This window comes from Mycolicibacterium mageritense (assembly GCF_010727475.1).
Taxonomy (GTDB): Bacteria; Actinomycetota; Actinomycetes; order Mycobacteriales; family Mycobacteriaceae; genus Mycobacterium; species Mycobacterium mageritense.
Window position 1 is genome coordinate 1,786,118 of sequence record NZ_AP022567.1, and the last position, 14,885, is coordinate 1,801,002.

Sequence of the window (14,885 nt, forward strand, 5' to 3'; positions counted from 1 at the left end):
CAGATTCAGAGCACGGGGCCATAGCGCGGACTTCTGTTCCGACATCACGACCCCAGGTCAGTTATGGCCAAAAATGTGGGATACGTGTCGTTGACGCCACACGGTTGGCCGTGAAGGCTGGAAGCCATGAAGGCAGTCACCGTCGTAGGGTTCCGCGGCGTTCAGGCCCTGGATATCGTCGGCCCCTTCGAGACGTTCACCAGCGCCGCTCGGTTCGTCGACGACGAAGCTTGGCAAAGCACAGGATACGAGGTCGCCCTCGCCTCGGTTGGCGGTGAACCGGTAGCCGCCAGTACAGGATTGGTGCTGTCCGCACGCCCACTGCCAGAACCCGACCAGGTGGATACCGTGGTGATCCCGGGTGGAGTTGGTATATCGAGAAATTCAGACCCCGCACTCATCGAGTGGGTGAAGGAGACGGCCAGGCATGCACGCCGAATCGTCAGCGTCTGCACCGGAGCGTTTCTGCTCGCCGAGGCCGGTCTGTTGGACGGCCGTCAGGCGACCACCCATTGGGCATTCGCCGAGCGGCTGGCGCAACGCTATCCAGAAGTACGGGTCGATCCGAACCTCATGTTCGTCAGGAGTTCGCAGCAGGTGTGGACCGCTGCCGGAGTGAGTGCAGGCATCGACCTCTCCCTGGCTCTTGTGGAGCTCGACCACGGTACCGAGGTCGCCAAAGCGGTTGCGCGCTGGTTGGTTCTGTATCTTCGCCGACCCGGTGGCCAAGGCCAGTTCGCCGCGCCGGTCTGGACGCCCCGCGCCCGGCGGGACGAGATTCGGCACGTGCAAGAGGCCATCGAGGCAGACCCGGCGGCCCCGCACACCATGGGTACCCTCGCTGCGGCCGCAGCCATGAGCGTTCGCCACTTCACCCGCGTGTTCACCAGTGAAATCGGCGAGGGGCCAGGGGCATACGTCGACCGGGTCCGAACACAGGCAGCGCGTCGCCAGCTCGAGGAGACCGCCGACCCCGTGTCGGCCATTGCGGCTCGATGTGGTTTCGGCACCGCAGAGACCATGCGCAGAAACTTCATCCGGCAACTCGGCGTCTCGCCGGACGCATACCGCAAGGCGTTCACCTGACATCGCCATACCTGAACATTCAGAAGGACAACGCAAATGACTGATGCAAGCGCGCCCACCCGGATCGCTATGCTGATCTATCCCGGGTTCACCACGTTGGACCTCGTCGGTCCACAACAGGTGCTCTCGGCGCTGCCCGACACGACGGTCCACCTTGTGGCCAAGACCGCTGATCCGGTGACCACCGACTCCGGTATCACGATTGCGCCGGACCGCAGCTTCGCCGACTGCGAGCCGCAGTACGACCTACTGTTCATCCCCGGTGGGCGCGGCACCGAGATCATGGTTCGAGACGATGCCACACTGGCTTTCGTCCGGACAATCGCCACCAACGCCAGGTATCTCACCAGTGTGTGTACCGGGTCGCTGATCCTCGCCGCCGCCGGTCTGCTCGACGGCTACCGCGCGGCCTCACACTGGGCCTTTCGGGAGTTCCTCGCCGCGTACGGAGCCATTCCCGACGATCGACGCGTCGTGGTCGACCGCGACCGCATGACCGGTGGCGGCGTGACGGCCGGTATCGATTTCGCTCTGCAACTCGCCGCGGTGCTCACCGACGAGAAGTTCGCCAGGACACTGCAACTCGTGTTGGAATACGATCCAGCACCGCCGTTCGACTGCGGTACACCCGAGCGTGCCGACAAGGCCACCCTCGACGCTGCCATTGCCCGGTTGGAAGCCGGCGTAGGCGCCATGCGCCGGGTTGCCGGCGAGCGCGTCGCGATGCACTGACCCGCCCCGTTGGATGAACCGAAAAATGGAGTAGTCGTGTCCGACAAGAGACTCGCGGGGAAGACCGCACTGATCACCGGTGGAACCAGCGGCATCGGCCTGGCCACCGCACGCCTGTTCGCCGCCGAGGGTGCCAGGGTGGCGGTGACCGGCCGCGATGACGGCAAGATAGCGGCCACACAGGACGAACTCGGCGAAGGATCACTGGCCATGCAGTCCGACGTCACCTCAGCAGAAGACATGGCGGCAGTGGCCCGACGACTCAAAGACGCGTTCGGTGGCCTCGACATCTTCTTCGCCAATGCCGGGATCGCCTATGCGACACCGCTACCCGATACCGACGAAGAACGCTACGACACAATCATGGACATCAACGTCAAGGGCGTTTTCTTCTCCATGCAGGCGGTGGTTCCGATCATCCGCGATGGCGGATCGGTCATCCTGAACACTTCGTTCCTCAATCAGGTCGGCAGGCCCGGGCTTTCGCTGTTGTCTGCATCCAAAGCCGCGGTGCGCTCGTTCGCCCGCACCTGGTCGGCCGAACTACTGGACCGCCGGATCCGCGTCAACGCCATATCGCCCGGAGCCATCGACACCCCGCTGCAGCGCCGGGGACGCACACCCGAAGAGGCACAGGCAGTCTTGGCCGGTCTCGTGGCGCGCACCCCCGCCGGTCGTGCGGGCGCCGCCGACGACATCGCCCAAGCCGCGTTGTACTTGGCCGGCGACGAGTCGACCTTTATTCTCGGCTCCGAACTCGTGGTAGACGGCGGTATTTCGCAGTTGTGAGGTCCGGCGGCGCTTGGCGACCGCGTCGATGCGGACCATCCATTGGTAGACGCTCCGTTTTTCGGTTCACCCGCTCGAATGCGGGCGTGTTGTGCGGTGCCCATTCGACGGTGAACCCTTGCCCCATATCGCTACGATGAGTAGCGTAACTCGATGTGACGCGAAGCTTCCACGTCGGCCAACCGTTTACGGCGTCGACCGCAGACATCGTGGCGGCGCTGAAAGACGTCAGCATTCCGACGCTGCTGCTGTCGCTCGTGCACATCACGGGTGATCCGCGATTCATCCGCGAGTTCAAACAGGCCGGGCTGTTCCTCAACGAGGTCCAGGGCTTCATGAGCGAGGACGACAGGGCTCGGGCGCGCGAGGCGGCGCTGCCGGTGATCGCCGACTACCGCGACCGCGGTTGCCCGGTCCCCGACCCGCTGCCGGCAGACCTGGTCAAAGAAATGCTCGACTGGGCAGCGTGCGAACCGGTCGACGACGACAACCTGCCGCTGGTGCTGGAGGAGTTGGATCTCGCGGGTGTCGACCCGCGTCGGCCGAACAGGCTCGACGACGCACACGGCTTCCACGTGGTCGTGATCGGCTGCGGGGAATCCGGCGTGCTCGCCGGGGTGCGGCTCAAGCAGGCCGGGATCGACTTCACCATCGTCGAGAAGAACGCCGGACCGGGCGGAACGTGGTGGGAGAACAGCTATCCCGGCGCGCGGGTCGACGTGGCCAACCACTTCTACTGCTACAGCTTCGAACCCAGCAACCACTGGGACCACTTCTTCGCCGAACAACCCGAGCTGCGCCGGTACTTCCGGGGCGTGGTCGACCGCCACGGCCTGGAACCCCACATTCGGTGGAACACCGAAGTCGTCTCGGCCGCGTGGCAGAACGACAGGTGGAATGTCACGGTGCGAAACGCGAACGGCACCGCCATGATCGAGGCCAACGCCGTAATCACCGCGGTCGGCCAGCTCAACCGACCGCAGATCCCCGATTTCCCTGGCGCGGAAACCTTTGCGGGACCGGCGTTTCACTCCGCGGCGTGGGACCACGACGTCGACGTCACCGGCAAGCGGGTGGCCCTGATCGGTGCTGGCGCGAGCGGCTTCCAGATCGCCCCGGCCATCGCCGACAAGGTCGAACACCTGACGGTGTTCCAACGCACCGCGCAATGGATGTTCCCGAACCCGATGTACCACGAGCCCGTCGCGCCCGGGGTCCGGTGGGCGATGGAACATCTGCCGTTCTACGGCCGCTGGTACCGGTTCCTGCTCATGTGGCCAGGCGCCGACAAGGGCCTGGACGCTGCTCGCGTCGACCCGGACTACACCGACCAGACCAACGCCGTCAGCGAGATCAACGCCATCGCCCGGATCATGTTCACCGACTGGATCACCACCCAGGTCGGCGACGATCCGGAACTGCTGACGAAGGTGCTGCCCGATTACCCGGCCACCGGCAAGCGCACACTGCAGGACAACGGCAGCTGGCTCGGCACCCTCAAGCGCGACAACGTCGAGCTGATCCGCACCCCGATCGAGCGGATCACCCCGACGGGGATCGTCACGGCCGGCGGCGATACCCATGACGTCGACATCATCGTGTACGCCACCGGCTTTCGGGCGACCGACGTGCTGTTCCCGATGACCATCACGGGCCGCGACGGCGTCGATCTGCACACCGTCTGGGGTCAACGGCCGTATGCGTACCGCGGCATCACGGTGCCCGGCTTTCCCAACTTCTTCATGACCTACGGACCGGGAACGCACCTCGCGCACGGCGGCAGCCTGATCCTCAACTCGGAACTGCAGATGCGCTATATCAACCAATGCCTGGAGCATCTGATCACCAACGGCCTCAAGACAATGGAGCCGCGGCCGGAACCGACAGCGGCCTGGCACAGCCGGTCACAAGAACAGATCCGACAGACCGTGTGGGCACACCCCGCGATCAAGCACTCGTACTTCAAGAACGCCGACGGCGAGATCCACACCGTCAGTCCATGGCGGTTGAGCGAATACCGTTCCGCCATCGACGAACCCGTCTGGTCCGACTTTCAGGAGGCCTGAGCATGCGCGCAGTCGTCGTCGACAGCTCGAATCAGATTCGTGTCGACAGCCGCCCCGACCCGGCGCTCCCGGGGCCGGACGGCGCGATCGTCAAGGTTGAAGCCGCGTCGATCTGCGGCTCGGATCTGCACTTCCTGGAAGGCCACTACCCCATTGTCGACCCGATCTCCGTCGGCCATGAGGCCGTCGGCACCATCGTCGAAACCGGTTCGGAGGTAAGTGGATTCCGTAAAGGAGACCGGGTTCTGGTGTCCTCGGTGGCCGGTTGTGGCCGCTGCGCGGGGTGCGCGACGCATGACCCGATCCGGTGCGTACGTGGCCCGCAGATCTTCGGCGCCGGAGCCCTCGGCGGCGCACAGGCCGAGCTGCTCGCGGTACCGGCCGCCGACTTCCAGCTGCTGGCCATGCCCGAGGGCATCAGCACCGAGCAGGCCCTGCTGCTGACCGACAACCTGGCGACCGGGTGGGCCGCAGCCAAACGCGCCGACATCCCGATCGGCGGCACCGTCGCGGTGATCGGCCTGGGCGCGGTGGGGATGTGCGCGCTGCGTAGTGCGTTGACACTCGGTGCAGCACAGGTATTCGCGGTCGACCCCGTCGAGGCCCGACGCAAACGTGCCGAAGCGTGGGGCGCGGTCGGGCTCACTCCGCCATCAGCGCAACCGATCCGGGAGGCCACCGGCGGACTCGGGGTCGATGCGGTGATCGACGCAGTCGGCAGTGACGCGTCCATCAACGATGCGATCGACGCGGTCCGCACCGGAGGCACGGTGTCGATCGTCGGCGTACACGACCTGCAGCCCTATCCACTGCCCGCCCTGGCATGCCTGATCCGCAGCCTCACCATCCGACTCACCACGGCGCCGGTGCAGCAGACCTGGCCCGAGCTGATCCCGTTGCTGCAGGCCGGGCGGATGGACGTCGACGGAATCTTCACCACCACAATGGCATTGGACGACGCGGCAGCCGTCTATACCGCGGCATTATCACGCGACGGAGAGCATCTCAAGATTCAGCTGACACCGTAGTCACTGCGAATTCGCTGTGGGTTTCCTGAAAGGCCTTCGTAGGGTGGCATTTCCGTGACGGCTCCCACATGGCGGGAATAATTTTGTCGGACGTGGAATAAAGTCCGCGCCGGGGATGGTTCCACGGACACGTGCGCGAACCGAACCCAACAGTCGATTGCCCGATCCCGACGCGACATCACCAAGCGCCTTCCACCACCCTTGACGGGCGCATCTGATGCGCCAGGGCCCGCTCGCCGGACGGTATCCCGCGGTGGCCGCCATGGTCACGCTCGCCTTGATCCCGTACCTGGCGCTTTCCGCTGCGATCGACCCACTGGTGCCGATCATCTCCGAGCAGCTACACATGTCCGCGCAGGCCATGAGCCTGAGCTCGGGACTGGGCAACGCGGCCTATGCGGTGGGCACCGTGCTCGCGGTCCAGTTCGCCCAACACCTACCGCAGCGCCGGATGATGCTGGGCTACGCCGTGCTGCTGGTCGTCGGTTCGGTGATCGCTGCGTCGGCGCAGAACGGCGGCATGTTCGTCTGCGGCCATGTCCTGCAAGGTCTGGCCACCAGCATGCTGCTGATAGCCGCGGCTCCCCCGCTGACCATCGGGTTCCCGCGCCAGAAGCTGCGCCACACCGCCGTGATCATGAACATGTGCGTCTTCGGGGCCGTCGCCCTGGGCCCGTTCATCGGAGGTGTGCAGGCCGAGTCGAACGCCTGGCGGCCGCTGTTCTGGATCGTCGCGGCGATCGCGCTGGTCGCGCTGATCATGGCGGCGTTGACGTTCGAGGATGCACCGCCCGCAGACCTTGACGCACCGCGCGACCTGACCGCGATCGCGCTGGCGTCGGTCGGCTGCGCCGCGGCGTTCATAGGTGCCTCACAGCTGACCACACACGGTTTCACCGACGCGGCCGTGACCGTGCCCATGCTCGGCGGACTGGCGTTGATCGTGGTCCTCATCGTCTATCAGTTCCGGGCGCGCAGGCCGCTGCTGACCATCCGCACGATGCTCACCAGCTCGATCCCCGTCGCGGGCGTGGGTGTCGCGTTGTTCGCGGCGGCCGCATCCATCGCGGCGACCGCGCTGACCGCCGAGGTGTTCCTGCAGTCCCTCAGCCCCGTGCGGGTCGGACTGCTGTACCTCCCTGAACTCGGCGGCGCCGTCGTGATGGCATTCGTGTTCGGTGTCGTCATCACCCGGCGGGCTATGCACTACCTGCCCCTGGTCGGCATGGCCCTGCTCGCCGCAGGCATCGTGGTGTTCCGGCTCGCCCTGCCGGCCAATCAACCGCTGGCGCTGCTCGGCTCCGCACTGACGGGCCTCGCACTCGGCGCGACCGTGGCACCCGCATTGTTCGTCGCGGGCTTCTCCTTGCAGTCCAACAGCCTGCAGCGGGTCTTCGCGATCATCGAATTGTTGCGGGCGGTGGCCGCTTTCATGGTCGCGCCGATCTTCGCGCATTTCGCGGCGACGGCATCGGGTGGCCTGACCGCGGGCACCGGTGATGCGCTGTGGATCGGATTCGGTCTCGCAATCGGCGGCGCCGCGTTCGGCGTGGCCATCTACGCGCTCAGCGGGGCCAGGCCGCAGACACCCGACCTCGACCGGTTCCTCGACGGCGAATCCCCGGCCTGGTACTCGCCGCCCCTGCTCGCGCGACTCCGGCGTGACGTGGCGGTGCCGCCGCTCCCGGCTGACCGGGCCGCAGCCACCGTCGCACCCGAGCGCCACGACGCGTCGATGTCCGGCGGACCCGTACTGTTCGCCTACGACGGCTCCGAGCGCGCCGCGTTCGCGATCCGACAGGCCGCCGCGCAACTCTCCGCGCTGCGCGACGCCCTCGTGGTGTGCGTGTGGCAGCCGGCAGATGTCGGATTCACCCCCACCGGATCCAAGCGTTTCGATGCCGATCAGGCCACGGAGGTGCGCCACGCGGCCGAACAGACTGCGGCACACGGCGCCTCGCTGGCGACCGCGGCGGGATTCACCGCGCGCAGCGTGGCCGTCGAGGCCGCCCCGACGTGGAAGGGCATCGTGGAAACCGCCGACGCGTACGGCGCGAGCCTGATCGTGATCGGCCCGCACCGGCGCAGTGGTCTGCTGGGCCATCTGGAGGGCAGCGTGGCGACGGCGGTGATCACCCACGCGACCACACCGGTCCTGGTCATCCCCGAGGGCGCGCGTTCATCCTGCGTTGACGGCGTCGGTTACTCGGACTTTCACGCCGTGAACGCATAGTCAACAGGACGTCGAGGCAATCCAGGATTCATCCTGCGCTGAGGGCGTGCGTCACTCGAACTTTTACGCCGTAGACGCAGAGTCAGCGCCCACCTCAGCGCGCTCGCGGTCTAGGGATTCACCGCTCGGCCCCAATGCGAGTCTGTGGAATTCTTATGAGTTCGATCATCGACCGGCCTCCCCGCGGTCAGACTGGTTGCGTGGCTGCTTTGTTGCTGGAGGGGACCGTATTGCTTGACGAGGAGGGTGGGCGCGCACGCCGTAAGGCGATCGTCGGGAAGCTGCCGAAGATGACCAGACCCGACGGATCCCCGATCCGGGTCTTGCTGGTCGATGACGAACGCGCCCTGACGGGTCTGATCAGCCGTGCGCTCCAGTACGAGGGCTGGCAGATCGACGCTGCGCACGACGCAACCGACGCCGTTGAGCAATACCAGCGGCATGCCCCCGACGTGGTCGTGCTCGACATCATGATGCCCGGTGGGGACGGCTTCAGCGTGCTCGAGCAGATCCGCGCACCGAGTGAACTCGCGCGCTATACCCCGGTGCTGTTCCTGACCGCGCGCGATTCCGTCGTCGACCGCGTCGCCGGGCTCACGGCCGGCGGCGACGACTACCTGACCAAACCGTTCAGCCTCGAAGAGTTGGTTGCGCGGTTACGGGGATTGCTGCGTCGCATGGCCTACACGACTCCCGAGGCCGACGAGGTTCTGTTCGTCGGCGACCTCGAGTTACGGGCCGCGAGCCGCGAAGTGCTGCGCGACGGCAGCCTGCTGTCGTTGACGTCCACCGAGTTCGATCTGCTGCGCTACATGATGCGCAATCCGTACCGCGCGCTCAGTCGCGAGGAGTTGCTGCAGCGAGTGTGGGGGTATGACTTCGTGGCCCGCTCCAGCGTGGTCGAACTGTATGTGTCCTATCTCCGAAAGAAGATCGACGCCGGCCGCGCCCCGATGATCCAGACCGTACGCGGCGTCGGGTATCTGATCCGGCCGGCCCAATGAACCCCGTGACGCGCCGGTGGCGCACCTGGACGCTGCGCAGGCAACTCGTCGTCGCCGTCTCGACCATGGTGCTGTCGGTCGTCGCCGTGTTGGGCGTGCTGTCGACAGCGACCCTCAGCAGGTCCGTCGACGGCATGGTGGACAGCCAGCTCGACGCTGCCGCTGAGGGATTCGGCGCCTCGGTGGTCAAATTCCGGTCCAGTCCCACGCCTTCGGGGGAACTGCCCGCTCCCGGAACGATGAAACCGCTCACCCACCTGGTGGGTCAGGCCCCGGGCAACATCGTGGTGCTGATCCGCGACGGCGTCGTCATGGACTCTGCGCTGTTCGGTGACGGCGAGGCCCAACGCGCACCCTCCTCGGCGACCGACGTCATCCGCGACCGAACCCGCGACGCCGCGGGCAACAGCACCGTCCACCTGCCCGGGGTCGGCAATTACCGGATCCAGACGCGAAACGGTGGCCCCGGTGAATTGCTCGTCACCGGTGTATCGAATCGCGCCGCCGAGCATGCCGTCACCCAGCAGAACATCGTCGTCTCCTCGCTCACCGCGCTGACGCTTCTGGTCACCGGACTGGGCACGTTCCTCATCGTCCGACACGCTCTGCGCCCGCTGGGACGCGTCGCTGCTGCCGCGGCCGAGGTGGTGAAGCTGCCATTGGACCGCGACAACTACGCCATCACCGTGCGGGTACCTGAAGAGGCGGCCGACCGGCGCACCGAAGTCGGGCTGGTCGGCCATACGCTCAACACCCTGCTGGCCCACGTCGGGGGCGCGCTGGCGGAGGTCGCGGCATCGGACAGGCGGATGCGCCGATTCATCACCGACGCCAGTCATGAACTGCGCACACCGCTGGCCGCGGTTCTCGGCCATGCGGAACTGACCCGCCAGGACAGCGACGCGCTCCCCGAAACCACCGAGTACGCACTGGCGCGCATCGAATCCGAATCCAAGCGAATGAACGCCCTGGTATCCGACCTCCTGCTGCTCGCGCGCCTCGACGAAGGTCACGACATCGAAAACACCCTGGTCAACCTGGCCGACATCGTGCGCGACGCGGTCAACGATGCGGCCGTGATCGCCCCGTCACACCATTGGCGCTGCGAGACGCCCACCGGAGCCCTGTGGTGCCGCGGCGACCAGGCCCAACTGCATCAGACGGTCGCGAACCTGTTGTCCAACGCCCGTACGCACACACCACCGGGGACGACCGTTGCCGTCGTGGCCCGCGCGGTTGCCGACGCCAAGGGGCCGCACGTGGAGGTCACCATCGCCGATGACGGCCCCGGGATCGCGGCCGACCTGGTGCCTCATCTGTTCGAGCGGTTCGTGCGTGCCGACACCTCACGGTCGCGCCAAGCCGGCAGCACTGGGCTGGGCCTGGCCATCGTCGCCTCGATCGTCGAGGCTCACCACGGCACCGTAACCGCCGAATCCCGGCCCGGTCAGACCACATTCCGCATCCGCCTCCCGCAAGCGACCGTGCCACATGCGGCGGACACGCACGAGGCAAAGCAACCGCTCGCGGCTGTCTGATGCGCCCTCGGCGGGCTCACACAGCACACCGCCCCCGGCCGAGTCTATGAAATTCCTATCGAAGATATGGGTTGTCTATCGGTAAATACCCAAGGCGCACAACGGTTTCTAGCGTTGAAGGAGTAATCGACAACGCACTCAGGGAGCCGTCATCATGAAGTATCAACTCGCAGTCGGTGCCGCAGTCCTCGCAGCCCTCACCGTGGGCGGCGGGCAGGCCGGCGCCGCACCCTCCGGCCCGTCCTCAGTCGAACGAACGGTCAACGACCTCAAAGCTCAGGGGTACAACGTCATCGTCAACCGGGTCGGCGGCGCACCGCTCGAACAATGCGCGGTGCGCGGCGTGCGGGCCGGACAGCAGCACGTCACGCGCGACTCTCGCGGTGGAGGTTCGATCAACACCACGGTGATATCGCAGACCGTCTATGTCGACGTGACGTGCTGACGCAGGTTGTCGCGTAGCTTCGCGACGCCGCGCTGCATGGTCTTGAGTTCATCGATCGACAATCCGGTGGCCGCGAGAAGGTCCATCTCAAGCGCTTCTTCCCGAAGCTTGCGTCCGGCGTCGGTCAGGCTGACCACCACCTGACGTTCATCGTTCGGATCGCGTTGCCGGGTAACGTAACCGAGCGATTCGAGCTTCTTGAGGATCGGGGTCAGGGTGTTGGACTCCAGGAAGAGCTTTTCGCCGAGGCTGCTGACCGTCTGATGGTCCTGTTCCGACAACGCGACGATGGCGATGTACTGCGTGTAGGTGATGCCCTTCTTGTCCAGGATCGTCTTGTAGGCCTTGCCGTACGCGAGGTTGGCCGAGTAGATCGCGAAGCACATGAAGTCGGCGAGGCGTGGGCTCTTGCGGGGCATACGCACATTCTATCGGATCCGATTCAATCGGATGGGATTGATTTCCGCCATCGCCGTGTTAATCTCTAACGCATCCGATTGAATCGGATCCGATACATCATCGAAGGAGAACTTCAGTGTCCACTCAGACCGAGAACGTGCTGTACACCGCCAAGACCCACACCACGGGCGGACGCCAGGGCGAGTCCTACAGTGCGGACGGCAATCTCGACATCCAGCTGACCCCGCCGGGCGGCAACGGTGCAGGCACCAACCCTGAGCAGCTGTTCGCGGCGGGCTGGTCGGCGTGCTTCCTGAGCGCCATGGGCCTGACCGCGGGCAAGCACAACGTGAAGCTGCCCGCCGACACCGCGGTGGACGCCGAGGTGGACCTGGTCAACACCGATGGCGCGTTCTCGCTGCAGGCCCGGCTCAACGTCAGCATCCCGGGCGTCGATCGCGAGACCGCCCAGGCCATCGCCGACGACGCACACCAGGTGTGCCCCTACTCCAAGGCCACGCGCGGCAACATCCCCGTCACCATCGCCGTCGTGTGAGACCGGTGAGGGCGGCCGCTCACGGGCGGCCGCCCTTGCTCATTCCTTCATGTCCAAGGTCGGGGTGGGACGCGTGAAGAACCGCGTCACCCCGAGCAGCCAGACGAAACCGACTGCCAGCCATACCAACCCGATGATCAGGGCCGTTCCGGACAGGCTCGTCCACAACCAGATGGTCAACGCGAAACCGATGAGCGGCAGGATCAGGTTATTGACGAACGCCATCCCACCGCGTTCCTTGAGGTCACCGAAGTAGTGCTTGATCACCGACAGGTTCACCGCCGAGAACGCCACCAGCGCACCGAAACTGATCAGCGACGCGAGCGTCGCCAGGTCGATCACGGCGGCCAGCAGGGACACCGCCGAAACGACGAGAATCGCGTATGCCGGGGTGAGGAAGCGGCGGTGCAACTGCCCGAAGATCGGCCTTGGCAGGATGCCGTCACGCCCCATGGCATAGAGGATGCGGGCCACCGAGGCCTGCGATGTGATGGCCGAGCCGAGCGCGCCCGCGACGTAGGCCGCGGTGAAGAAAACCACCAGGAACTTGCCGCCCGCGGTCGTCATCACGTCCAGCGCACCGGAATCCACGTTGGCGAACACGTTCGACGGATAGACCAGCTGAGCCAGGTACGAGAGCACGATGAAGATCAAGCCTGACAGCACCGTGGCGATCATGATGGCCTGCGGGACAGTCCGTTTGGGGTCTTTGGCCTCTTCGGACAGGGTCGACACGGCGTCGAATCCCAGGAACGACAGGCACAGGATCGCGGCGCCGGCGAACACCGGGACGGCGCCCGGGGCCGTGTTGTCGCCATGGAACGGGGCCAGCAGATCCACCGACCCGCTGCCCGTGATGGACACAAAGCTCAACACCACGAAGACCACGATGAAGATCGCCTGGACCGCGACGATCACGATGTTGGCGCGGGCCACCGAAACGATGCCGATGATGTTGAGGAACGTCACGATCGCGATGGCCACCACCGCGAACACCCACGCGGGAACGGCCGGGATCGCCTCGTGCAGGTAGATCCCTATCACCAGGTAGTTGATCATCGGCAGGAACAGGTAATCGAGCAGCAGCGACCAGCCGCCGAGAAAACCGATCGGCGCACCGAAAGACTTCTGCGCGTACGTATATGCCGAGCCGGCGACCGGATAGGCCACCGACATCCGGGCATAGGACCGTGCGGTGAACACCATGGCCGCCAACGTCACCAGATACGCCAGCGGAACCCGGCCGCCGGTTTCCTGCGTGACGATGCCGTACGTGGTGAACACGGTCAGCGGCACCATGTACACCAGGCCGAACATCACCAGAGCGGGCAGCCCGAGGACTCGCCGTAGATGGCCGCTGTCGGTTGCGGTCTCGGTCGTGGTCATCGCGGTCCTTTCACCAACGTGGCCGAATACACCGGCCGGCCTTGCAGATAGGTGGCGCGGACCTCCAGCGCCGGCAGTTCGAGTGGCGGGACCAACCGCGGGTCGCGGTCCAGCCACACCAGATCCGCGCTCGCGCCGGGCGTGATGCGGCCCCAATCCGCTTCCGCGAACGCCTGATACGCCACCGCGCCGGTGTAGGACGCCAGGGCCGGTTCGATCGGCAGGATCTCCTCTGGTGTCCAGCCACCGGCCGGTTCGCCGTCGGAGGTGCACCGTGACACCGCGACCGCGATGCCGTCGAGCGGAGCGCCCGAGGACACCGGCCAGTCCGATCCGAATGCCAGCGCCGCGCCGGAGTTCTCCAGCGTGCGCATGCGGTACTGCTTGTCCGAACGCTCGTGCCCCAGCCGCGGGATGGTCAGCACCGTCATGAGGGCATCCATCTGCGCCCACAGCGGCTGCATGTTCGGGATGACGCCCAGTTCCGCGAACCGGCCGAGATCATCGTCGTCCACGAGCTGCGCGTGCGCGATGACGGGCCGCCGGTCCCGCGGACCGTTTTGCCGCGCAACGTATTCGATGGCGTCGAGGGCTTGACGCACCGCGGCGTCGCCGATCGCGTGGATGTGGATCTGCAGGCCCAGCTCGTCCACCCGGCGTGCGGCCTCGGCCAGCGAGTCTCCTTCCCACAGCTGCATACCGTGGTTGTGCAGGCCCGAACAGTACGGCTGTAGCAGCGCCCCGGTTTCGTTCTCCACCACGCCGTCGGCGAAAAACTTCACGGTCTGCGCGGTCAGCAGCGGCGACCCAACGGCCTCCACCCGTTCGCGCGCCGTGGCGTAGTGCGCGACCTGCGAGTCGAAGTGCCGGGGATCGGCGTAGAACGCCAGGTTGAACCGCATCCGCAAGGCGTCCTGCTTGGCTGCCCGAATGTAGGTTTCGACGTCGGCGGGCTCGACCCACGCGTCCTGCACCCAGGTCACGCCGCGCGCCAGGTAGTAGTCCGCCGCGGTGTCCAGGGCCGCGATCCGCACGGCCTCGTCGCGCGCAGGCATGACCGCGGCCATCAGATCGGTGGCGCCCCATTCCCGCAACGTCCCCAAGGGGGAACCGTCCTCGCGGCGGGGAATCTCACCGAGCACCGGCTCGGGCGTCTCCGCGGTGATACCGGCCCGCTCCAGCGCCACCGAGTTGACCCAGAACGTGTGATAGTCCCAGGCCCGCAGCACAACAGGACGGTCGGGCACAGCGGCGTCGAGCCAGCGCGCGTCGAACAGCCCACCATCGGCCAGGCTGCCGTCGTAGGACGCCCCGACGATCCACTCTTGATCGGGATTGTCGGCGGCAAACGCCTTGACGGCTGCGACGATCTCGTCCACCGAGCGGCAGGGCCGCACCGGCGGGCCGGCCGATTCGAGGCCACCGTACAGCGGATGGGCGTGCCCGTCGCCGAACGACGGCATCAGGAATCCGCCCTCCAGGTCGACCCGTTCATCGGACTGCTCAGCCCGGGCCTGCTCCCCGATGGCGCGCACCTTGCCGTCGACGACCAGCAACGCGTCGGTCGTCGTCATGCCGGTCCAGATCACGCCACCGTCGAAGAGCGTCGATGTCTCCTTGTCC

Annotated in this window: 13 protein-coding genes; 10 read left to right on the forward strand and 3 right to left on the reverse strand. The window is 66.2% G+C overall.

Translation table 11 applies throughout. The features are described 5' to 3' along the window. The first annotated feature begins 126 nt into the window (after positions 1–126). The 9 genes from G6N67_RS08670 (at position 127) to G6N67_RS08710 (ending at position 10,921) form a co-directional block, all read left to right on the forward strand. On the forward strand, positions 127–1,086 hold the full coding sequence (locus G6N67_RS08670; protein WP_036432890.1) for a GlxA family transcriptional regulator: 960 nt from the start codon (positions 127–129) through the stop codon (positions 1,084–1,086). A gap of 36 nt (positions 1,087–1,122) precedes the next feature. After that, complete coding sequence (locus G6N67_RS08675; protein ID WP_036432888.1) at positions 1,123–1,818, forward strand: DJ-1/PfpI family protein; 696 nt, start codon at positions 1,123–1,125, stop codon at positions 1,816–1,818. Between the two features lie 36 nt (positions 1,819–1,854). Then, on the forward strand, positions 1,855–2,607 hold the full coding sequence (locus tag G6N67_RS08680) for an SDR family oxidoreductase (protein WP_036432886.1): 753 nt from the start codon (positions 1,855–1,857) through the stop codon (positions 2,605–2,607). A gap of 155 nt (positions 2,608–2,762) precedes the next feature. Then, positions 2,763–4,673: a flavin-containing monooxygenase gene (locus G6N67_RS08685; RefSeq protein ID WP_036432884.1), complete on the forward strand. Its 1,911-nt coding sequence runs from the start codon at positions 2,763–2,765 to the stop codon at positions 4,671–4,673. Positions 4,674–4,675: 2 nt separating this feature from the next. Beyond that, on the forward strand, positions 4,676–5,701 hold the full coding sequence (locus tag G6N67_RS08690) for an alcohol dehydrogenase catalytic domain-containing protein (protein ID WP_036432882.1): 1,026 nt from the start codon (positions 4,676–4,678) through the stop codon (positions 5,699–5,701). 217 nt (positions 5,702–5,918) lie between these two features. Then, entirely contained in the window at positions 5,919–7,934 is a 2,016-nt protein-coding gene (locus tag G6N67_RS08695; RefSeq protein WP_051578721.1) for a universal stress protein, read from the forward strand. Between the two features lie 290 nt (positions 7,935–8,224). Next, the gene (locus tag G6N67_RS08700; protein WP_051578925.1) at positions 8,225–8,938 is read left to right on the forward strand and encodes a response regulator transcription factor; all 714 of its coding nucleotides are present in this window, start codon (positions 8,225–8,227) and stop codon (positions 8,936–8,938) included. 5 nt (positions 8,939–8,943) lie between these two features. Then, the gene (locus G6N67_RS08705; protein ID WP_374762484.1) at positions 8,944–10,476 is read left to right on the forward strand and encodes a sensor histidine kinase; all 1,533 of its coding nucleotides are present in this window, start codon (positions 8,944–8,946) and stop codon (positions 10,474–10,476) included. Positions 10,477–10,630: 154 nt separating this feature from the next. Then, a complete protein-coding gene (locus G6N67_RS08710; RefSeq protein ID WP_110798416.1) occupies positions 10,631–10,921 on the forward strand; it encodes a hypothetical protein in 291 nt (96 codons plus the stop codon). Here the strand turns inward: G6N67_RS08710 and G6N67_RS08715 are convergent. Further along, positions 10,900–11,340: a MarR family winged helix-turn-helix transcriptional regulator gene (locus G6N67_RS08715; protein ID WP_036432877.1), complete on the reverse strand. Its 441-nt coding sequence runs from the start codon at positions 11,338–11,340 to the stop codon at positions 10,900–10,902. The two genes, G6N67_RS08710 and G6N67_RS08715, sit on opposite strands and share 22 nt — an antisense overlap. A gap of 116 nt (positions 11,341–11,456) precedes the next feature. On the opposite strand from G6N67_RS08715, the gene G6N67_RS08720 reads away from it, so the two are divergent. Beyond that, positions 11,457–11,876 carry an organic hydroperoxide resistance protein gene (locus G6N67_RS08720; protein WP_036432875.1) on the forward strand — a complete coding sequence of 140 codons (420 nt, stop codon included), beginning with the start codon at positions 11,457–11,459 and terminating at the stop codon, positions 11,874–11,876. A 39-nt stretch (positions 11,877–11,915) separates the two neighbouring features. Here G6N67_RS08720 and G6N67_RS08725 read toward each other — a convergent pair whose 3' ends face one another. Together G6N67_RS08725 and G6N67_RS08730 are read right to left on the reverse strand one after the other, a co-directional pair. Further along, complete coding sequence (locus tag G6N67_RS08725) at positions 11,916–13,262, reverse strand: APC family permease (protein ID WP_036432873.1); 1,347 nt, start codon at positions 13,260–13,262, stop codon at positions 11,916–11,918. Continuing rightward, positions 13,259–14,836, reverse strand: a complete 1,578-nt coding sequence (locus G6N67_RS08730) for an amidohydrolase (RefSeq protein ID WP_110798526.1) — start codon at positions 14,834–14,836, stop codon at positions 13,259–13,261. Before G6N67_RS08730 ends, G6N67_RS08725 begins: the two co-directional genes overlap by 4 nt. Positions 14,837–14,885: the final 49 nt, after the last annotated feature.